This is a genomic window from Burkholderia sola, from assembly GCF_905400185.1.
Classification (GTDB): Bacteria; Pseudomonadota; Gammaproteobacteria; order Burkholderiales; family Burkholderiaceae; genus Burkholderia; species Burkholderia sola.
Window position 1 is genome coordinate 947,016 of sequence record NZ_FR989675.1, and the last position, 19,848, is coordinate 966,863.

Annotated in this window: 18 protein-coding genes; 8 read left to right on the forward strand and 10 right to left on the reverse strand. The window is 65.7% G+C overall.

The features are described 5' to 3' along the window. Nucleotides 1-135 precede the first annotated feature (135 nt). Nucleotides 136-1,353 (forward strand): Bcr/CflA family multidrug efflux MFS transporter, encoded by a 1,218-nt coding sequence (locus KR541_RS04385; RefSeq protein ID WP_089488239.1) that lies wholly within the window; start codon nt 136-138, stop codon nt 1,351-1,353. 58 nt (nt 1,354-1,411) lie between these two features. Here KR541_RS04385 and KR541_RS04390 read toward each other — a convergent pair whose 3' ends face one another. The 7 genes from KR541_RS04390 to zwf form a co-directional block, all read right to left on the reverse strand. Beyond that, nucleotides 1,412-1,843: a type VI secretion system amidase immunity protein Tai4 gene (locus KR541_RS04390; RefSeq protein WP_089488240.1), complete on the reverse strand. Its 432-nt coding sequence runs from the start codon at nt 1,841-1,843 to the stop codon at nt 1,412-1,414. Nucleotides 1,844-1,946: 103 nt separating this feature from the next. Continuing rightward, the gene (locus KR541_RS04395; protein WP_089488241.1) at nt 1,947-2,303 is read right to left on the reverse strand and encodes a DUF1493 family protein; all 357 of its coding nucleotides are present in this window, start codon (nt 2,301-2,303) and stop codon (nt 1,947-1,949) included. Then, the gene (locus KR541_RS04400; protein WP_060313020.1) at nt 2,303-2,734 is read right to left on the reverse strand and encodes an STM2901 family protein; all 432 of its coding nucleotides are present in this window, start codon (nt 2,732-2,734) and stop codon (nt 2,303-2,305) included. The genes KR541_RS04395 and KR541_RS04400 overlap by 1 nt, the downstream gene beginning before the upstream one ends. Before the next feature lie 15 nt (nt 2,735-2,749). Beyond that, nucleotides 2,750-2,977 (reverse strand): hypothetical protein, encoded by a 228-nt coding sequence (locus KR541_RS04405; protein ID WP_124629860.1) that lies wholly within the window; start codon nt 2,975-2,977, stop codon nt 2,750-2,752. Nucleotides 2,978-3,311: 334 nt separating this feature from the next. Continuing rightward, entirely contained in the window at nt 3,312-5,240 is a 1,929-nt protein-coding gene (locus KR541_RS04410; RefSeq protein WP_089488242.1) for a bifunctional transcriptional regulator/glucokinase, read from the reverse strand. Next, nucleotides 5,218-5,898: a 6-phosphogluconolactonase gene (gene pgl, locus KR541_RS04415; protein ID WP_050011604.1), complete on the reverse strand. Its 681-nt coding sequence runs from the start codon at nt 5,896-5,898 to the stop codon at nt 5,218-5,220. Before pgl ends, KR541_RS04410 begins: the two co-directional genes overlap by 23 nt. An 88-nt stretch (nt 5,899-5,986) precedes the next feature. Next, a complete protein-coding gene (zwf, locus tag KR541_RS04420) occupies nt 5,987-7,456 on the reverse strand; it encodes a glucose-6-phosphate dehydrogenase (protein ID WP_089488243.1) in 1,470 nt (489 codons plus the stop codon). A 431-nt stretch (nt 7,457-7,887) separates the two neighbouring features. Between zwf and KR541_RS04425 the strand changes: the two genes are divergently transcribed. From KR541_RS04425 to KR541_RS04440, 4 genes are all read left to right on the forward strand, one after another. Further along, a complete protein-coding gene (locus tag KR541_RS04425; RefSeq protein ID WP_124629861.1) occupies nt 7,888-9,135 on the forward strand; it encodes an ABC transporter substrate-binding protein in 1,248 nt (415 codons plus the stop codon). A 138-nt stretch (nt 9,136-9,273) separates the two neighbouring features. Beyond that, nucleotides 9,274-10,212: a carbohydrate ABC transporter permease gene (locus KR541_RS04430; protein ID WP_011544827.1), complete on the forward strand. Its 939-nt coding sequence runs from the start codon at nt 9,274-9,276 to the stop codon at nt 10,210-10,212. Further along, complete coding sequence (locus KR541_RS04435; protein WP_011544828.1) at nt 10,202-11,059, forward strand: carbohydrate ABC transporter permease; 858 nt, start codon at nt 10,202-10,204, stop codon at nt 11,057-11,059. The genes KR541_RS04430 and KR541_RS04435 overlap by 11 nt, the downstream gene beginning before the upstream one ends. A gap of 112 nt (nt 11,060-11,171) precedes the next feature. Next, nucleotides 11,172-12,290, forward strand: coding sequence for an ABC transporter ATP-binding protein (locus KR541_RS04440; protein ID WP_050011602.1), 1,119 nt, complete (start codon nt 11,172-11,174; stop codon nt 12,288-12,290). A gap of 103 nt (nt 12,291-12,393) precedes the next feature. Here KR541_RS04440 and KR541_RS04445 read toward each other — a convergent pair whose 3' ends face one another. From KR541_RS04445 to trxB, 3 genes are all read right to left on the reverse strand, one after another. Then, a complete protein-coding gene (locus tag KR541_RS04445) occupies nt 12,394-13,017 on the reverse strand; it encodes a trimeric intracellular cation channel family protein (protein ID WP_089488245.1) in 624 nt (207 codons plus the stop codon). Continuing rightward, entirely contained in the window at nt 13,004-13,783 is a 780-nt protein-coding gene (locus KR541_RS04450; RefSeq protein ID WP_050011601.1) for a Smr/MutS family protein, read from the reverse strand. The genes KR541_RS04445 and KR541_RS04450 overlap by 14 nt, the downstream gene beginning before the upstream one ends. 135 nt (nt 13,784-13,918) lie before the next feature. Then, on the reverse strand, nt 13,919-14,881 hold the full coding sequence (gene trxB, locus KR541_RS04455) for a thioredoxin-disulfide reductase (RefSeq protein ID WP_050011600.1): 963 nt from the start codon (nt 14,879-14,881) through the stop codon (nt 13,919-13,921). Between the two features lie 384 nt (nt 14,882-15,265). Between trxB and KR541_RS04460 the strand changes: the two genes are divergently transcribed. The 3 genes from KR541_RS04460 to KR541_RS04470 all read left to right on the forward strand — a co-directional run bounded on the left by KR541_RS04460 (nt 15,266) and on the right by KR541_RS04470 (nt 19,809). After that, on the forward strand, nt 15,266-17,575 hold the full coding sequence (locus KR541_RS04460) for a DNA translocase FtsK (RefSeq protein ID WP_050011599.1): 2,310 nt from the start codon (nt 15,266-15,268) through the stop codon (nt 17,573-17,575). A 46-nt stretch (nt 17,576-17,621) separates the two neighbouring features. After that, entirely contained in the window at nt 17,622-18,311 is a 690-nt protein-coding gene (gene lolA / locus KR541_RS04465; RefSeq protein ID WP_050011598.1) for an outer membrane lipoprotein chaperone LolA, read from the forward strand. A gap of 187 nt (nt 18,312-18,498) precedes the next feature. Then, nucleotides 18,499-19,809, forward strand: coding sequence for a replication-associated recombination protein A (locus KR541_RS04470; RefSeq protein ID WP_011544833.1), 1,311 nt, complete (start codon nt 18,499-18,501; stop codon nt 19,807-19,809). Nucleotides 19,810-19,848: the final 39 nt, after the last annotated feature.

Genomic DNA, 19,848 nt, shown 5'->3' on the forward strand with positions numbered 1-19,848 from the left:
CGCCGCATGCAGCCCCGGGGCAGGCAAAAAAGTTGCGCGTACAATCATGGTCCTGAGCGCGCCGCTTGCGGCGCGGCCTCCCGTCTTCACCGCCACGCGCGCCCCGATGCGCGCGGGCTCCCATTCCGGATACCCATGTCTCACGTCGTCCGGCGCCGGCCCGATGCCCGGCTGATCCTGTTGCTCGGTGCGCTCGCGGCCTGCGGGCCGATCGCCACCGACATGTACCTGCCAAGCCTGCCGTCGATTGCCGCCGGCTTCTCCGTGAGCCCCGGCGCCGCGCAACGCACGCTGACGAGCTTCATGGCCGGCTTCTCGATCGGCATGCTGCTGTACGGCCCGCTGTCCGACACGTGGGGCCGCCGCCCCGTGCTGCTCGGCGGAATCGCGCTGTTCACGCTCGCGAGCATCGGCTGCTTCGTGTCGGGCTCGATCGACATGCTGATCGTCGTGCGTTTCCTGCAGGCGCTCGGCGCCGGCGCCGCGTCGGTGCTCGCGCGGGCGATCGCGCGCGACGCGCACGAGCCGAGCGACGCGGCGAAGGTGCTGTCGATGGTCGCGATCGTCACCGCGGTCGGGCCGCTGCTCGCGCCGCTGATCGGCGGCCAGATCCTGCGTTTCTCCGGCTGGCGCGGCGTGTTCGTCGTGCTGGCCGTGTTCGGCGCGCTATGCGCGACGACCGCGTACTTGCGCGTGCCCGAAACCTGGCCGAAGGAGCGGCGCAAGAGCGCGGCCGTGCTCGCGTCGTTCGCGTCGTACGGGCGCATCCTGTCCGACCCCGTCGCATGGGGGCACATGCTGTGTGGCGGGATGGCGTTCGCGTCGATGTTCTCGTACATCACCGCGACGCCGTTCGTGTACATCGAGTATTTCCACGTGTCGCCGCAGCACTACGGGCTGCTATTCGGCCTGAACGTCGTCGGGATCATGATCGGCAACTTCGCGAACACGCGGCTCGTCGGCCGCATCGGCTCGCTGCGCATCATTTCGGCCGCATCGCTCGTGAGCTGCATCGCGTCGCTCGCGGTCGCGTTCGTCGCGCTGACGGGGTTGGGCGGGCTGTGGTCGATCGTCGTGTGCCTGTTCTTCGTCGTCGGCGTGGTCGGGATCCTGTCCGCGAACTGCACGACCGATCTGATGCACCGCTATCCGCACAACGCGGGCGCGTCGGCGGCCGTGTTCGGCGCGATGCAGCTCGCGCTTGGCGCACTCGCGAGCGTCGCGATCGGCGCACTCGCGGACGGCACGCCGTTCGCGATGGGCGTGACGATCGGCGTCACCGGCGTGCTGTGCTTCGTCGGGCGCTATCTGGTGCTGCGCTGGCATGGACGGCCTGTGCGGGCCGGGGCTTGAGCAGCGCGGCGAAACTGGCGGAGGAGGGCGGTCGACGGGTTTGAACTTCCCCTCTGCATCACTTTGAACGGCCTGACGAGCGATTGTCGAGTCGATAGCTGCGCTTCGGGTTGATCACGAATCGCCTGACTTCGGTCTCGAGTTCCTGGCTGTGATACAGATCCAGGCATTTCAAAAAATCAAACCTCACGCCCTTGATTTCGGACTCGACGACCGGATTGCGATAGTCGCGTGCAAGAAAACGATTGACCAGCGATTTGCCCGTGTCGGGGTTCCGTTCCAGATCGAAGTCGGTCCAATCCATTAGTGCACTGGCGCTGCTTCCCGCGTCCATCGCAGCGGACGGTTCATTCCGATAAGCGGTCGCGACGCATTCGGCGAGCACCATGTCCTTGTAGTTCTGCGCGTAGGTTCGGGCGCCGGCTTGTGGCGACGACGACGTATCCGTGGCGTGGCTGGGTTGTGCCGCGAACATCAGGGCCCAGAACATCACACACCGGAGCAGTGGATTTTGTCTGATGGCAGACTCCAGAGGTATGCACAGATCCAACACATCGCCTAAAAGATGAACCGGTCTATGTGGCTAGGAGCAATCAGCGCGGTAGGCATTCCAAGCGCTGATTGCTCCACTCTCCATCCAAAATAGCCTGATAGAGCATGCCTAGAGTCAGTGGTACTTTGTCATATTTTTCTCGGCGTTTTCTGGAGAAAGCCATCCGCGCCACTTCAATCAAGCTAAAGCCCTCTCCTGAGAAGTAGCGATTGAACTCAAAATCTCCAACTTGCACTGGAAATTTATCGAAGAAGCGCTCCATAAACTCGACCGCATCGTCGCCAGTGATATCCAAATCACCCTCGACGGCATGATCTTTTGTGAGAATTTTTTTGGGGCTGACACCGGCCTCCTTTCTCACGAAATCCTCAAACTCGTCCCACGTAAACTGGCTCATCAGAACACCTTGTCCTCAGGCTTAACAAGCGCGTTATAGCGCGACACGGAACGAATGCTGATCATCGTGACATCCTTGGCAGCAATGACCCACCCAACGACAGGAACTGCGCGCCCAACGAAAACCCCAATGTTTCTTACCAGAATGAACTTCAAGCGCTTGACGCTGGCATTGGTCAACGTTGGGAGGATTTTCTTCTTCAAATCGTAGTCCAGATACTTGCGACTCAATATCGACGCAACAGAAGTCCCCGGCGTGGTACCAAAGGGCTTTGCTCGTGTTGGCATCCAATTTTGACCGGCCACAATGGCAACCACTGCTGCTACATCGTCAACACCAAGTTCCTTGCATGTCTCATCGATAAAGATAAGGAAAAACAGTTCCATTGGCGTGAGATCTCGATGTGTACCAAAGGCATAGGTATTGTTCATTATAGTATTCCTCTCTCAGGCTATCGACGAGGCTGAAACCTCGAAGAGAACGATCCCGTGCCTATTGTCCAGGGTGCTGCCTCCCAGCGAAGGCGGGAATTTGATCACTTCTGCTTTGTCACATCGCTGGATATTGGTGGCCACGTTGCCACCAATCGTCAAGGCAACTTTCTCCGCGGAATTTATCGGCGCGTAAATGCGCATTGCTGCTGCCCATGCGGCTGAAAAACGTGGTCTAGGCATATCCCTCTCCGCAAACTGGATGAACGTGATGCTGTCGATGCCAATCGGGGTTCTGTGAGAAACGTGTCATTTCTCGCGTCGGACCGGGATGGCTGCATCACGCGGCGTGAAGGAAGTTACCGAGCCTGGGCAACTCCTGACAATTGGACTTGTTCGAAAATAGGAGCGTGTACGAACGTATGACGTCACGCGCAGCCATAGGTAGAAGGCGTCGTCGATACCTGCCGAGCCGCTGTTGTTCGCGCCGATGCCGATCATGCAAAACACCCCGAACGCCGGGCCTGAATCCAGCATTCGGGGTGTCGTTCACCGAGGCGTTTTTTTTACCGCTGCGTCAATCCCGCGCGACGTCCTTCGCCGCCGGCGAAGCCCCATGGCTGAGCCAATCGAGCACGTCGGCCGTTTCGTCGTCGCTGGCGCGTGCCCGCGCCTGCGCGACGGCCTCCGGCAGCTCGCCGTTGGTCGATGCGCGGCGGATCGCGACGCCCACCGCGAGGATGTCGATCATCAGCAGATGCAGGACCCGCGAGATCATCGACAACTGCGATTCACGCATCTCGATGTGATCGGTCTCGAGCGCGACGGTCGCGCGCTTCGCGAGCGGCGTGTTGCTCGACGTGATCGCGATCACCTTCGCGCCGGCCTGCATCGCGACGTCGAGCACGCGCAGCAGTTCGGGCGCGCGCCCCGACTTCGACACCGCGACGATCACGTCGCCCTTGCCGAGCAGCGCGGCCGACGCGGCCTGCATGTACAGGTCGCCGTACGCGATCGTCGGGATTCCGAAGCGGAAGAACTTGTAGTGCGCGTCCTGCGCGACGATGTTCGAGTTGCCGAGCCCGTAGAACTCGATGCGCCGCGCGCCGTTCAGGATGTCGATCGCGTTCTCGACGTGCTCGAAATTCAGGTGCTCGCGCAGTTGCAGGATCGCGGACACCGTGTTGTCGAGCACCTTCGCGCCGAAGTCGGTGGCCGTATCGCCGAGATGCACCTGGCTGTGGCTCATCGGAATCGTGCCGGTGAGGCCGGTCGCGAGCTTCAGCTTGAAATCCGACAGCCCCTGGCAGCCGAGCGAGCGGCAGAAGCGGATCACGGTCGGCTGGCTCACGTCGGCCTTGCGCGCGATGTCGACGATCGGATCGTTGATGATCGAGCGCGGATGGTTCAGCGCGAGATCGGCGACGCGGCGCTCGGCCGGCGTCAGCGCGTCGCGCATCTGGCGGATCCGCTCGAACACGGCCGACGACGCACCGCCCGAACGGTTCGACAACTGTTCCGCGAGGATCGCCGATACGCCGAGGAACGCCGGGTATTCGGCGGTGATCAGGTAGGTCGGGATGTTCTCGAGGTAGTGCGTGAAGCGGCCCTTCGCCTCGAAGCGCGCGCGGAACGACGAGCGCGTGAACAGCTCGCCCAGCTTCAGCGCGACGCCGCCGCCGATGTACACGCCGCCGAGCGCGCCGAGCGTCAGCGCGACGCTGCCCGCGAACGCGCCGAGAATCCCGCAGAAGCATTCGACCGTCTCGAGCGCGAGTGCGTCGCCCGCATGTGCGCGCTCGACGATCTCGACCGTGTCGACGGATGCGGCCACCCGCTTCTTGTCGCGCGCGGCGAGCGCACGATAGATGATCTCCATGCCGGGGCCCGCGCACACGCGCTCGAACGACACGTGCGGAAACTTCTTGCGCGCGTATTGCAGCACGAGATCCTCGCGCTCGTCCTGCGGCGCGAACGAGGCGTGACCGCCTTCGCTGCCGAGCGCGATCCAGCGGTCGTCGGCCGGAATCAGGCCCGACACGCCGAGCCCGGTACCGGGCCCGAGCAGCCCGATCACGCTGTTCTGGCGGCGCGCGCCGCCGCCGACCTGCACGCGCTGCGCATCGGTCAGGCCCGGCAGCGCCATCGCGAGCGCGGTGAAGTCGTTGACGACGAGCAGCGTGTCGAAGCCGAGCGCGCGGCGCGTCGCCTCGATCGAGAAGCTCCAGTCGTGATTGGTCATCGTGACCTGGTCGCCGTCGACCGGGTTCGCGATCGCGATCGCCGCGTGGTTCACGCGGCTGATCTTCACGTCCTTCAGATACTTGCGGATCGCGTCGGTGATCGTCGGATAGTCGGCGCCGGGATAGACGCGAATCTGCGTGATCTCGCCCGGGCCGGTTTCCAGCGCGAAGCGCGCGTTGGTGCCGCCGACGTCCGCGAGCAGGCGCGGGCCGTCGGCATGCTGACCCGCGACGACCGCCTTACTTTGCGCACCAGTAGACATCGAGCTGGGTCCCCTTGTCGTTGGCCAGTTGGGAAATCGCGTTCTTCTGCAGCGACGCGGCCGCGGCGTCGAGCACGTCGCGTTTGCGCTCGCCCGCGATCAGCAGGAACAGCCGGTCGACACGCTTCAGCGCATCGAGCGAATAGCTCACGCGCGCATGGGGCGCGGCGCCCGGATGCACGGCGACGAACCGCTCGGGCGTCGTGATCGCGTGGTCCCATTCGGGCGCGTCGGCGAAGATCGACGCGGTGTGGCCGTCCTCGCCCATGCCGAGCACGGCGACGGTCGGCACGCGGTAGTCGGCGTTCGCGTTGAGCGCGGCGACGTGCGCGTCGAGCGTGGTGCGCGTGTCGACGAGCGGCAGGAAGCGGGCAGGGGCCGCCGCGTGTTGCAGCAGCGTGTCGCGCACGAGTTGCGCGTTGCTGGCCGCGTCGTCGTCCGGCACCCAGCGGTCGTCGACCAGCGTGACGTCGACGCTGGCCCAGTCGAGCGTCGCGTGCGACAGCGTATGCAGGAACGGGCGCGGGCTGGTGCCGCCGGACACCGCGAGCGTCGGGCGCGCGGGGCGGGCGAGCGCCGCGCGCAGCGCTTCGCCGACGGCGCGCGCGAGCGCTTCGCTTTGCGCTTCCTGGGTGTCGAAAGCGTGGATCTCGATCACATCTCCTCCGGACTGCTTTGTCTGTTCAAATCGTACGAATCGTGATGCACGTTGCCGCATACGGTGGCGTACGCGGCAACGGTTTGGTTCAGTTTTCTTCTTCGAGCCAGCAGGTGTCGTGCTGCGCGAGCATCGCGCTCGACGCGGCCGGCCCCCACGTGCCCGCCGCATACGGCTTCGGCGGCTTCAGCGTGCGCGTCCATTCGTTCAGGATCGGCTCGACCCATTGCCATGCGGCTTCCTGTTCGTCGCGACGCACGAACAGCGCGAGCCGGCCGTTGATCACGTCGAGCAGCAGGCGCTGGTACGCCTCCATCTGCCCTTCCTTGAAGAACTGGTCGAACGCGAGGTCGAGGTGCACGCTCGCGAGGTTCATCCCTTCGCCCGGCTGCTTCGCGAGGCAGTACAGGCGGATCGTCTCGTTCGGCTGCAGCCGGATCACGAGACGATTCGAACCGGGGCGCAGCGCGGTCGGCCCCAGCGCCGAATGCGGTACCGGGCGGAAGTTGACGACGATCTCCGCGACGCGGTCGGCCAGACGCTTGCCGGTGCGCAGGAAGAACGGCACGCCGGCCCAGCGCCAGTTCTCGATCTCGACCTTCAGCGCGACGAAGGTTTCGGTCTGGCTGTCGGGCTTCACGCCCGGCTCGGTCGCATAGGCCGGCACCTGCGCGCCCTTGATCACGCCCGCATGATACTGGCCGCGCACGGCAACCTTGCCGATGTCGCGCGGGTCGACCGGCTTCAGCGCGCGCAGCACGCGCAGCTTTTCGTCGCGCACCGAGTCGGAATCCATCGAGTGCGGCGGCTCCATCGCGACGATCGACAGCAGCTGCAGCAGGTGGTTCTGCACCATGTCGCGCAGCGCGCCCGTATTGTCGTAGAAATCGCCACGCGCCTCGACGCCGAGCTCTTCCGCGATCGTGATCTGGATGCTCTCGACCCATTCGCGGCGCCACAGCGGCTCGAACAGCGCATTGCCGAAGCGCAGCGCGAGCAGGTTCTGTACCGGCTCCTTGCCGAGGTAGTGGTCGATCCGGTAGATCTGGCCTTCCGCGAAGATCTCGCCGACCGCGTCGTTGATCGCGTTCGACGATTTCAGGTCGTAGCCGAGCGGCTTCTCGAGCACGATGCGCGCGCCTTCGTTCAGGCCGACCGCCGCGAGCGCCTTGCAGATCGGCACGAACAGCGACGGGCCCGTCGCGAGATAGAACACGCGGATGCCGGGCAGCGAGGCGACCGCGTCGCGCAGCACGACGTAGTCCTCCGCGCGGCCGAGATCGAGGTTCACGTACTCGATGCGGTCGAGAAACGACTGCCATGCCGCGTCGTCGAATGCATCGCCGGCCGCTTTCGCCGCATGCGGCTTCACGTGCGTGTCGACCCATTCGAGATAGGCCGCCCGATCCGATTCGTGTCGCGCCACGGCGACGATCCGGCCGCCCGTCGCCAGCATGTTCGCGCGATGCGCTTCGAACAGCGCGGGCAGGATCTTGCGCATCGACAAATCGCCGGTGCCGCCGAAAAGTACGAAGGTAAAGCTGGAATCGGTATGCATGTGTCTCCGCCGTGTTGGGGGTGCCCGGAAGCGATCCGTAGTGCGATAAAAATATTTTTGACACTGAATTGTAGTTTAACTACAATCCGCCGCAAGGGGTAGCACCTGGGTGAAGAAAAAAAGAAGTGCGGTCGATGAACTGCGCGAGCTTCGCCTTCGGGAGCGCCTTGTGCCGAATGTTATCGGACATTGGCGGCGCGCACCGTTGGCGCGCCGTCGGCCCCGGGCTCGCGTCGCATCATCGCGGCGGGCCAGAAACACAAAGAGGAGACACGCCGTTGAATCTCGATTCACGCTTTCTGTAAGAGCCCGGCCGGTCATCGGCCCCGTACGCTGCATGCGTCCCGCGGCTCGATTTCCCCGTCGTTATCAAGAAGCCGGTTCCCGGTCAGGGAACCTCACGAGTTGATTCAGTCTGGAGGAGATAAGTAATGAAAGTTCGCTCGATCATGGGCGCGCTCTGCGCCGCAGGCCTGATGGCTGGCGCCGTGGCGGCGCAGGCAGCCGAGAACGTAACCGTGCTGCACTGGTGGACCTCGGGCGGCGAGTCGAAGGCCGTCGGCGTGCTGAAGGACGACCTGCAGAAGCAGGGCTACGTGTGGAAGGACTTCGCGGTCGCGGGCGGCGCCGGCGCCGCGGCGATGACCGCGCTGAAGACCAAGGTGATCAGCGGCGATTCTCCGTCGGCCGCGCAGATCAAGGGCCCGCTGATCCAGGACTGGGCCGACCAGGGCGTGCTCGTCAACATCGATTCGGCCGCCGGCGACTGGAAACAGAACCTGCCGCCGGAAATCGACAAGATCATCAAGTACAAGGGCCATACCGTCGCCGCGCCGTTCTCGGTGCACCGCGTCAACTGGCTGTACATCAACAAGGCCGCGCTCGACAAGGTCGGCGCGAAGGTGCCGACCACCTGGCCTGAATTCTTCGCGGTGGCCGACAAGCTGAAGGCCGCAGGCATCCAGCCGGTCGCGATGGGCGGCCAGCCGTGGCAGGACCTGACGCTGTGGGAAGACGTCGTGCTGTCGCAGGGCCCGGCGTTCTACAAGAAGGCGCTGGTCGACCTCGACCAGGCGACGCTGACGTCGCCGCAGATGCTGTCGGTGTTCGACACGGTGCGCAAGATCCAGGGCTACTTCGACAACGGCCGTAACGGCCGCGACTGGAACCTGGCGACCGCGATGGTCATCAACGGCAAGGCCGGCATGCAGTTCATGGGCGACTGGGCGAAGGGCGAGTTCGAGAACGCCGGCAAGAAGGCGGGCAAGGACTACGTCTGCGCGCCGGTGCCGGGCACCGCGAATTCGTACACGTTCAACGTCGACTCGTTCGTGTTCTTCCAGCAGAAGGGCGAGAAGAACGCGACGCCGGGCCAGCTCGCGCTCGCGAAGACGATCATGACGCCGGACTTCCAGGAGCAGTTCAGCCTGCTGAAGGGCTCGGTGCCCGTGCGTCTCGGCGTGAAGATGGACAAGTTCGACGATTGCGCGAAGAAGTCGTATGCCGACGAGCAGACCGCGATCAAGTCGGGCGGCTTCGTGCCGTCGCTCGCGCACGGCATGGCGCAAAGCGACGCGACCGCCGGCGCGATCACGGACGTCGTGACGAAGTTCATGAACTCGCAGCAGGATTCGAAGAGCGCGGTCGCCGCGCTCGCGAAGGCCGCGAAGGTCAAGTAACGCGCGCCAGGCGCCCGGCCGGACACGCTTCATCGGCCGGGCGTTTTTGCATGTGCAGCAAACGGGCTCGCCCGCGGGCCCGTGCCGTACCCGGCGCCGGCCCGGCCTGCGTCGCCCTCGTTCCAGGAGTCGAATCAAGTGGCTGCCCCTCTTAGCGGAAACGGATCCGGCGCTGCCGCCGCACGGCGTACGTCGCCGATGTCGGCCTTCGCCGATCGCTGGATCCCGAAGCTCGTGCTCGCGCCGAGCGTCGCGATCGCCGTGGTGTTCATCTACGGCTTCATCCTGATTACCGGCTATCTGTCGCTGACCCGCTCGCGGCTGTTGCCCAACTACGAATTCGACGGCTTCGGCCGTTACACGGACCTGTTCCAGAACGACGTGTGGTGGACCTCCGCCGCGAACCTCGGCTGGTTCGGGATCCCGTTCATCGCGATCTGCGTCGGGCTCGGCCTGTTCCTCGCGATCCTGCTCGACCAGCGGATCCGCAACGAAGGCGCGCTGCGCGCGATCTTCCTGTACCCGATGGCGCTGTCGTTCATCGTGACCGGCACCGCATGGCAGTGGATCCTGAACCCGGGCCTCGGCCTCGAGAAGGTGATGCACGACTGGGGCTGGACCAGCTTCTCGTTCGGCTGGCTCGACGATCCGGACAAGGCGATCTTCTGCGTGGTGATCGCGGCCGTGTGGCAGTCGACCGGCTTCGTGATGGCGCTGTTCCTCGCGGGGCTGCGCGGCGTCGACGGCGAGATCTTCAAGGCCGCGCAGGTCGACGGCGCGACGCTGCCGACCATCTACCGCAAGATCGTGATCCCGAGCATGCGCCCGGTGTTCTTCTCGGTGCTGCTGATCCTCTGCCACATCACGATCAAGACCTTCGACCTCGTCGTCGCGCTGACGGCGGGCGGCCCGGGCACGTCGTCGTCGCTGCCGGCCATGTTCATGTACACGTTTTCGTTCAACCGCGGCCAGCTCGGGCTCGGCGCGGCGTCCTCGGTGATGATGCTCGCGACCGTCGTCGCGGTGCTGGTGCCGCTGATGTATATGGAATCGAGGAGCACCCGCAATGCAGCCTAAGATGACGATCAGCCGGGCAGTGATCTATGCGGCACTGATCCTGTTCGCGCTGTATTTCCTGTTCCCGATCTACGTGATGCTGTCGACGTCGTTCAAGGACCTCGACCAGCTGCGCACCGGCAACCTGCTGACGCCGCCCACCACGTGGACCGTCGACCCGTGGGTGAAGGCATGGAGCGGCGCCTGTACCGGCGTGCGCTGCGACGGCATGAAGCCATTCTTCCTGAACTCGCTGCAGATGGTGATTCCTGCCGTGCTGATCTCTTCGCTGATCGGCGCGTTCAACGGCTACGTGCTCACGCACTGGCGCTTTCGCGGCGCCGACGCGCTGTTCACGATGATGCTGGTCGGCTGCTTCATCCCGTTCCAGGTGATCCTGCTGCCGATGGCGCGCCTGCAGGGGATGCTCGGCCTCGCGAACACGATTCCGGGCCTCGTGTTCGTGCACGTCGTGTACGGGATCGCGTTCACGACGATGTTCTTCCGCAACTTCTACGTGAGCGTGCCGGCCGAACTCGTGAAGGCTGCCCGCATCGACGGCGCCGGCTTCTTCACGATCTTCACGAAGATCCTGCTGCCGGTGTCGCTGCCGATCTTCATGGTGTGCCTGATCTGGCAATTCACGCAGATCTGGAACGACTTCCTGTTCGGGATCGTGTTCTCCGGCGTCGATTCGATGCCGATCACGGTCGCGCTGAACAACCTCGTCAACACGTCGACGGGCGTGAAGGAATACAACGTCGACATGGCCGGCGCGATCATCGCCGCGCTGCCGACGCTGCTCGTCTACATCGTCGCCGGCCGCTACTTCGTGCGCGGGCTGACGGCGGGCGCGGTGAAGGGGTAGGCGCGGCGTTATCCGATACGACGAACCGGCCGCGCACCACGCGCGGCGCATCGAAACGAACCCGACGCGGCGCCCGAGTGCGCCGCGCGAGACGAGACAGAGGATTCACAGCATGGCAAGCCTTTCCATCCGTGACGTGTACAAGACCTACCCGAACGGGGTGCCGGTCCTGAAGGGTGTCGACATCGAGATCGAGGACGGACAGTTCCTGATCCTGGTCGGCGGCTCGGGCTGCGGGAAATCGACGCTGCTCAACATGATCGCCGGGCTCGAGACCGTCACGAGCGGCGAGATCTGCATCGACGGCAAGGTCGTCAACGACCTGTCGCCGAAGGATCGCGACATCGCGATGGTGTTCCAGTCGTACGCGCTGTATCCGTCGATGACGGTGCGCGAGAACATCTCGTTCGGCCTGAACATCCGCAAGGTGCCGAAGAACGAGCAGCAGCAGATCGTCGACCGCGTGTCGGCGATGCTGCAGATCCAGCACCTGCTCGACCGCAAGCCGGGCCAACTGTCGGGCGGCCAGCGCCAGCGCGTCGCGATGGGCCGCGCGCTCGCGCGCGATCCGTCGCTGTTCCTGTTCGACGAACCGCTGTCGAACCTCGACGCGAAGCTGCGCATCGAGATGCGCGCGGAAATCAAGCTGCTGCACCAGCGTCTCGGCACGACGATCGTCTACGTGACGCACGACCAGATCGAGGCGATGACGCTCGGCGACCGGATCGCGGTGATGAAGGACGGCGTGGTCCAGCAGTTCGGTGCGCCGCAGGAGATCTACGATTCGCCGTCGAACCTGTTCGTTGCGGGGTTCATCGGCGCGCCGCCGATGAACTTCATCAACGGCAAGCTGGTCGAGCAGGGCAGCGGGATCGCGCTCGAGATCGACACGGGCCTCGCGCGCAGCGCGCTGATCCTGCCGTTCGACGCGGCGAAACTGAAGTCGCACGTCGGCCGCGAGGTGATCCTCGGCCTGCGTCCGGAGCGCATCACCGACGCGCGCAACGCACATCACGGCGAGACGTCGAAGCTGCAGCCGATCGACGTGCGCGTCGACGTGACGGAGCCGACCGGCCCGGACACGCACGTGTTCGCGCAGGTGAACGGCAAGCGGATCGTGAGCCGCGTGCATCCGGCCGCGAACCCGCAGCCGGGGCAGACGCAGTCGCTGCTGTTCGACGTGTCGAAGGCCGTGCTGTTCGATCCGGCGTCGGAAGAGCGGATCGCGTGACGCGACGCTTGCGCTGAACGAAAGGCAAAGGGGCCGTTTCGATGAACGGCCCCTTTTTCGTTTCCGCGATGCGGATGATTCGTCCGCGGATGCGTCGGTCAGGTCAATGCGGCAACCGCACGTCGAACTTGAACGTCGCGAGCCGCGCGACGAGGATGAAGCCGGTCGCGAGCAGCACGCTGTACACCGAGTCGACCTGCAGCCACACGAGCAGCAGGTAGAACCAGCAGCCGACGAACGCGCAGGTCGCGTACGGCCGCGAATCGCGCAGGATCAGCGGGATATCGTTGCACAGCACGTCGCGGACGATCCCGCCGACCACGCCGGTGATCACGCCCATCATCACCGCGATGAAGCGCGGCATCTCGGCGTCGAGCGCGATCGACGTGCCCGAGATGCTGAAGATGCCGAGCCCGATCGCGTCGGCGATCAGCAGCAGCCGTTCGGCCGACAGCCGCGACAGCATGCGCAGCACGAACGGCGCGAACAGCGCGAGCACGAAGATCGCGATCACGTAGTCGTCGTGCACGACCCAGTAGAACGGCCGGCGCTCGAGCAGGATGTCGCGCAGCGTGCCGCCGCCGAAGGCGGTCGCGAGCGCGACGACGAACGTGCCGACCGAGTCGAGGCGGTTCTTGCGCGCCTCGATGAACCCCGAAATCGCGAAAGCCAGCGTAGCGATCGCCTCCAGTATCGCGATCGCGAGCGTCAGCCTAGGATGCGGCACGCGGCCCCCGGTCGGCCGGCGCCGCGTGCGGCTGCAGCAGCACCAGCACCGCGCCCGCGCCGCCGTCGTGGCCGCGCGCCTCGCAGAATGCGATCACTTCTTCCTTCTGCACGAGCCACGCGCGCACCTTGCCTTTCAGCACCGGCTCCTTGCCGATCGAGCCGAGCCCCTTGCCGTGGATCACGCGCAGGCAGCGCAGCCCTTTCTTGCCGGCTTCGCGGATGAATTCGGCGAGCGCATCGCGCGCTTCGTCGCGCCGCATCCCGTGCAGATCGATCTGCGCCTGCACGATCCATGCGCCGCTTCTCAGCTTGCGCACGACGTCGCGGCTGATGCCGGGGCGGTGGTAATACAGCGAGTCGTCGCTGTCGAGCAGCGTCTCGGGATCGAATTCGTCGGACAGCGTCGCATTCAGCACGGCTTCCTCGTCGCGCTGCGTCTGTTTCGGCACCGGGTCGGGCGGCATGCGGCCCGACGACGCGCGCGGCGGCGCGTTCAGCGGCCGGATCGTGCCGATTTCGTTGCGGAACAGGTTCGCGTCGGCTTCCGCCTTGCGCTCGGCCTGCACGGTTTCGATGCGCGCGCGCTCGCGCCGATCGGCTTCGCCTTGCAGCGACTTGCGCAATGCGCCGAGGCCCGCGAGGCCCTGGCCGCGCAACGCGGCCGCATCGGGCGCGGGCGGCGGCGCGGCGGGCGCCGCGGTCACGGGACGGGCAGCGATCTTCCGCTTCGCGGGATCGCTCGGATGGGGCTGGTTCTTCGCCATGATTCGGTAACGGGGCAGGCGCGTTCGGGCGCGCGGGCAGAAAAAAGCCGCTGCGCGGCGGCAGCGGCTTTCCGGTCGAGCCCGCTTCGCGGCAGCGGACGCCATTGTAGCGCCCGCCGCGGCAAGGCTCCCGGCTTACTTCTTGTCGTGCAGGCTTTCGAGGTAGCGCTGCGCGTCGAGCGCGGCCATGCAGCCCGTGCCCGCACTGGTGATCGCCTGGCGGTACACGTTGTCCTGCACGTCGCCCGCGGCGAACACGCCCGGCACGCTCGTCGACGTCGCGTTGCCTTGCAGGCCGCTCTTCGTCAGGATGTAGCCGTCCTTCATCTCCAGCTGGCCCTGGAACAGGTCGGTGTTCGGCTTGTGGCCGATCGCGACGAACACGCCCTGCACGTGCAGGTCTTCCGTCGCGCCGGTCTTCACGTTCTTGATACGCAGGCCCGTGACGCCCGATTCCTCGCCCGTCACTTCGTCGAGCACGTGATCCCACTTGATGTCGACGACGCCTTCCTTTTGCTTCTCCAGCAGGCGGTCGATCAGGATCGGCTCCGCGCGGAACTTGTCGCGGCGGTGGATCACCGTGACTTTCTTCGCGATGCCGGTCAGGTAGAGCGCTTCCTCGACGGCCGTGTTGCCGCCGCCGATCACCGCGACTTCCTGGTTGCGATAGAAGAAGCCGTCGCAGGTCGCGCAGGCCGACACGCCCTTGCCCATGAACGCTTCCTCGGAGGCCAGGCCGAGATACTGCGCGGACGCGCCGGTCGCGATGATCAGCGAATCGCACGTGTATTCGCCCGAGTCGCCGATCAGCCGGATCGGCTTTTCGTGCAGCTTCGCGGTGTGGATGTGGTCGAAGACGATTTCGGTGTTGAAGCGCTCCGCGTGCTCCTGGAAGCGCGCCATCAGTTCCGGGCCTTGCACGCCCTTCGCGTCCGCCGGCCAGTTTTCGACATCGGTCGTGGTCATCAGCTGGCCGCCCTGCGCGATGCCGGTGATCAGCACCGGGGACAGGTTGGCGCGTGCCGCGTAGACGGCAGCCGTGTAGCCGGCGGGGCCGGAACCGAGAATCAGGACTTTGGCGTGTTTGGGCGTGGACATGTGCGAATCCGTAAAAGGCGGCTGCGGCGGGCGGGATAAGGCTCGCCGGACGGTCCGGGTTGACCGGGATGCCGTCATAGATGGGTATCAGACGCGCATTATAAAGGCCCCGTTGCTGCGCTGCCGAACGAGAGTTTCAATCGTGGCGATAGCGTTTCGCGGCGTGCCGTCCGTACCGGGGCAACGGGCCGGGCGGCAGCCTGCCATGCGGCGGCGCGTTGTCGCAAGGGCGGGCATCCGGCCCGGTGACGGCCGGCCGCGCCGGTTCGGCATGCCGTCCCCGTTATGTAACCGTCATTTACACTTGGCGGCCCAGTGCAGCGTTTACAATAAGCGCGATCGAACGACAGGCGGGCGCACGGCTCGTCCTCTTTATACGGATTCATGGCAAAAGCTCCTTATTCCGCCCAGGCACAGGCGTTGCCGCACCGGATGTCGAAGCTCCTCACGGAGATCCGCTGGATTCTCCAGGTCGCGCTCTGCGCCTTTCTGGTGATGGCCCTGCTGAGCTACAGCCGGCGCGATCCGAGCTGGACGCACGCCGCCCAGGTCGATCACATCTCGAACTGGGCCGGCCGCGTCGGCGCATGGACGGCCGACATCATCCTGCTGCTGTTCGGCCTGTCGGCCTACTGGCTGATCGTGCCGCTCGGGCGGCGCATCGCCGTCAACTACCGCCGCATCACGCGCCACGACGCGATTCCCGACGAACCGGAGCGGCCGATCGGCTGGCTCACCGAGATCTTCGCGTTCGTGCTGGTCGTGCTCGCGTGCGACGGCATCGAGGCGCTGCGCATGTGGTCGCTGAAGGTGCAGTTGCCGCGCGCGCCGGGCGGCGTCGTCGGCGAGGCCGTCGCGGGCGCGATGTCGCATGCGTTCGGCTTCACGGGCGGCACGCTGCTGCTGCTGATCGCGCTCGCGATCGGCCTGTCGCTGTATTTCCGCTTCTCGTGGCTGTCGGTCGCCGAGCGCGTCGGCGGCGCGATCCTGTCCGCCGTCAACGTCGCGAAGCTGCGCCGCGAGGCCGAGCGCGACCGCAAGCTCGGCGAGGCCGCGGCGGTGCGCCGCGAAGGCAAGGTCGAAGAGGAGCGCGTGCGCATCGAGGATCACGAGCCGGTGACGATCGTGCCGCCGGTCGTCACGCCGGCGAAGTCCGAGCGCGTCGAGCGCGAGCGCCAGGTGCCGCTCTTTACCGACCTGCCGGGCGATTCGACGCTGCCGCCGGTGTCGCTGCTCGACCCGGCGCCGAAGACGCAGGAAGCGATTTCCGCCGATACGCTCGAATTCACGTCGCGCCTGATCGAGAAGAAGCTCAAGGACTTCGGCGTCGAGGCGAGCGTCGTCGCCGCGTATCCGGGCCCGGTCGTCACGCGCTACGAGATCGAGCCGGCCACCGGCGTGAAGGGCAGCCAGATCGTCAACCTCGCGAAGGATCTCGCGCGTTCGCTGTCGCTCGTGTCGATCCGCGTGGTCGAGACGATTCCCGGCAAGAACTACATGGCGCTCGAACTGCCGAACCAGCGCCGGCAGACGGTGCACCTGTCCGAGATCATCGGCTCCGAGGTGTATGCGGCCGCGTCGTCGGCGCTGACGCTGAGCCTCGGCAAGGACATCGGCGGCAAGCCGGTGTGCGCGGATCTCGCGAAGATGCCGCACCTGCTGGTGGCCGGTACGACCGGTTCGGGCAAGTCGGTCGGGATCAACGCGATGATCCTGTCGCTGCTGTACAAGGCCACCGCCGACCAGGTGCGCCTGATCCTGATCGATCCGAAGATGCTCGAAATGAGCGTCTACGAAGGCATTCCGCACCTGCTGTGCCCGGTCGTCACCGACATGCGCCAGGCCGGCCATGCGCTGAACTGGACGGTCGCGGAGATGGAGCGCCGCTACAAGCTGATGAGCAAGCTCGGCGTGCGCAACCTCGCCGGCTACAACAACAAGATCGACGAGGCGGCGAAGCGCGAGGAGAAGATCCCGAACCCGTTCAGCCTGACGCCGGAAGATCCCGAGCCGCTCGGCCGCCTGCCGAACATCGTCGTCGTGATCGACGAGCTGGCCGACCTGATGATGGTCGTCGGCAAGAAGGTCGAGGAACTGATCGCGCGGATCGCGCAGAAGGCGCGGGCGGCCGGCATCCACCTGATCCTCGCGACGCAGCGGCCGTCCGTCGACGTGATCACCGGCCTGATCAAGGCGAACGTGCCGACGCGGATCGCGTTCCAGGTCTCGTCGAAGATCGACTCGCGCACGATTCTCGACCAGATGGGCGCCGAATCGCTGCTCGGGATGGGCGACATGCTGTACCTGCCGCCCGGCTCGGGGCTGCCCGTGCGCGTGCACGGCGCGTTCGTTGCCGACGACGAAGTGCACCGCGTCGTCGAGAAGCTCAAGGAGCAGGGCGAGCCGAACTACGTCGAGGGTCTGCTCGAAGGCGGCACCGCCGACGGCGACGAGGGCTCGGCCGGCGCGGGAACCGGCGAAGGCGGCGGCGAGTCTGATCCGCTGTACGACCAGGCGGTCGAGATCGTCATCAAGAACCGCCGCGCGTCGATCTCGCTCGTGCAGCGCCATCTGCGAATCGGCTACAACCGCGCGGCGCGGCTGCTCGAGCAGATGGAGCAGTCGGGGCTCGTGTCGGCGATGTCGTCGAGCGGCAACCGCGAAATTCTTGTGCCGGCGCGCGACGCGGAATGAGTCCGCGGCGCCCGCAGCGCCGGCCACCCACGGAGAAAACCGCAATATGCAGCAACATTCGTTCGCAATGTCCCTTCGTTCGACGCGGCGCTGGCTCGGCGCGGCGCTCGCCGGCGCATCGCTGATGCTCGCGGCGACGCACGCGTTCGCGGGTGGCACCGAGCAACTGAAGGCCTTCGTGTCCCAGGTGCGTTCGGCGAAGGGCGATTTCACGCAGCAGATCGTCAAGGCGCCGGCCAAGGGCGCGAGCGCCGTGCAGGCCGCACCGAAGCCCACCGACAATTCGAGCGGCACGTTCGTGTTCGCGCGGCCGGGCAAGTTCATCTGGACGTACCAGAAGCCGTACCAGCAGGTGCTGCAAGCCGACGGCGACAAGCTCTACGTGTACGACCGCGACCTGAACCAGGTTACCGAGCGCAAGCTGAACGGCGCGCTGGGCGCGAGCCCCGCGGCGATCCTGTTCGGCAGCAACGATCTCGACAAGAACTACACGCTGCGCGATGCCGGCGAGAAGGGCGGCATCGAATGGCTCGAGATGCTGCCGAAGGCGCAGGACACGCAGTTCCAGCGGATCGGCATCGGTTTCCGCAACGGCACGCTTGCTGCGATGGAGCTGCACGACGTGTTCGGCAACGTGACGCTGCTGACCTTCACGAACATCCAGACGAACCCGTCGCTGAAGGGCGATACGTTCAAGTTCGTCGTGCCGAAGGGCGCGGACGTGATCAACGGCTGACCTTCGCTGCGCCGTTTTCCCGACACGGGCCTGCCGGCGACGGCAGGCCCGTGTTGTTTGGGGACGCGTGTAACGGACGCGTGTAACGGACGCGGGTACCAGGCCCGGCGGCGCGCTCGCGCGGCTGTCATAATGTCAGGTCCGGCGGCCGGTTCGGCCGCGACCGTTTGATGTGGAGCGAGGGTTCATGTCCGACCTGTTTCAAGTCGAGCCGCGCCGCCCGCTCGCCGAGGCGCTGAGGCCGAAGACGCTCGCCGAGGTGATCGGCCAGACGCATTTGCTGGGCGAAGGCAAGCCGCTGCGGCTCGCGTTCGAATCGGGCAAGCCGCATTCGATGATCCTGTGGGGGCCGCCCGGCGTTGGCAAGACGACGCTCGCGCGGCTCACCGCGCTCGCGTTCGACTGCGAGTTCATCGCGCTGTCCGCCGTGCTCGGCGGCGTGAAGGACATCCGCGAGTCGATGGAGCAGGCGAAGGACACGCTGAACCGTACCGGCCGCCACACGATCCTGTTCGTCGACGAGATCCACCGTTTCAACAAGGGGCAGCAGGATGCGCTGCTGCCGTTCGTCGAATCGGGCCTCGTGACCTTCATCGGCGCGACGACCGAAAACCCGAGTTTCGAGGTCAATTCGGCATTGCTGTCGCGGGCGCAGGTGTACGTGCTGAAGTCGCTGAACGATGACGAGATGCGCCAGTTGCTGAAGCGTGCGCAGGAAATCGCGCTCGACGGCCTCGCGTTCGACGACAAGGCGATCGATACGCTGGTCGGCTACGCGGACGGCGACGCGCGCCGCTTCCTGAACCTGCTCGAACAGGCGCAGACGGCGGCGACGTCGGCCGGGGTCGCGACGATCGATGCCGATTTCGTCAGCAACGCGATGACGCTGAACGCGCGGCGCTTCGACAAGGGCGGCGACAATTTCTACGACCAGATTTCGGCGCTGCACAAGTCGGTGCGCGGGTCGAGCCCGGACGGCGCGCTGTACTGGTTCTGCCGGATGATCGACGGCGGCGCGGATCCGAAGTATCTCGCGCGGCGCATCGTGCGGATGGCGTGGGAAGACATCGGCCTGGCCGACCCGCGCGCGTTGCAGGTGGCGAACGACGCGGCCGAAACCTACGAGCGGCTCGGCTCGCCGGAAGGCGAACTCGCGCTCGGGCAGGCGGTGATCTATCTCGCGTGCGCGGCGAAGAGCAACGCCGGCTACAACGCGTTCAACCAGGCGATGGCGTTCGTGAAGCAGGACAAGTCGCGCGAGGTGCCCGTGCACCTGCGCAACGCGCCGACCAGGCTGATGAAGGAGCTCGGCTACGGCCACGCTTATCGTTACGCGCACGACGAGCCGAACGCGTACGCGGCCGGCGAGACGTACCTGCCGGACGGGATGCGCGAGCCGCGCTGGTATCAGCCGGTGCCGCGCGGGCTCGAGTCGAAGATCGCCGAGAAGCTCGCCTGGCTGCGCGAGCTTGATCGCGAGGCCGGCAAGAAGGATTGACGGCGCCGCGCGCGCCGGTTCGATCCGCGCCGCCGCGCA

Coding starts and splice junctions, on each gene's coding strand:
- KR541_RS04385 (WP_089488239.1), top strand. CDS start 136: ATGTCTCACGTCGTCCGGCGCCGGCCCGATGCCCGGCTGATCCTGTTG.
- KR541_RS04390 (WP_089488240.1), bottom strand. CDS start 1,843: ATGTTCTGGGCCCTGATGTTCGCGGCACAACCCAGCCACGCCACGGAT.
- KR541_RS04395 (WP_089488241.1), bottom strand. CDS start 2,303: ATGAGCCAGTTTACGTGGGACGAGTTTGAGGATTTCGTGAGAAAGGAG.
- KR541_RS04400 (WP_060313020.1), bottom strand. CDS start 2,734: ATGAACAATACCTATGCCTTTGGTACACATCGAGATCTCACGCCAATG.
- KR541_RS04405 (WP_124629860.1), bottom strand. CDS start 2,977: ATGCCTAGACCACGTTTTTCAGCCGCATGGGCAGCAGCAATGCGCATT.
- KR541_RS04410 (WP_089488242.1), bottom strand. CDS start 5,240: ATGTCTACTGGTGCGCAAAGTAAGGCGGTCGTCGCGGGTCAGCATGCC.
- zwf (WP_089488243.1), bottom strand. CDS start 7,456: ATGCATACCGATTCCAGCTTTACCTTCGTACTTTTCGGCGGCACCGGC.
- KR541_RS04425 (WP_124629861.1), top strand. CDS start 7,888: ATGAAAGTTCGCTCGATCATGGGCGCGCTCTGCGCCGCAGGCCTGATG.
- KR541_RS04435 (WP_011544828.1), top strand. CDS start 10,202: ATGCAGCCTAAGATGACGATCAGCCGGGCAGTGATCTATGCGGCACTG.
- KR541_RS04440 (WP_050011602.1), top strand. CDS start 11,172: ATGGCAAGCCTTTCCATCCGTGACGTGTACAAGACCTACCCGAACGGG.
- KR541_RS04450 (WP_050011601.1), bottom strand. CDS start 13,783: ATGGCGAAGAACCAGCCCCATCCGAGCGATCCCGCGAAGCGGAAGATC.
- trxB (WP_050011600.1), bottom strand. CDS start 14,881: ATGTCCACGCCCAAACACGCCAAAGTCCTGATTCTCGGTTCCGGCCCC.
- KR541_RS04460 (WP_050011599.1), top strand. CDS start 15,266: ATGGCAAAAGCTCCTTATTCCGCCCAGGCACAGGCGTTGCCGCACCGG.
- lolA (WP_050011598.1), top strand. CDS start 17,622: ATGCAGCAACATTCGTTCGCAATGTCCCTTCGTTCGACGCGGCGCTGG.
- KR541_RS04470 (WP_011544833.1), top strand. CDS start 18,499: ATGTCCGACCTGTTTCAAGTCGAGCCGCGCCGCCCGCTCGCCGAGGCG.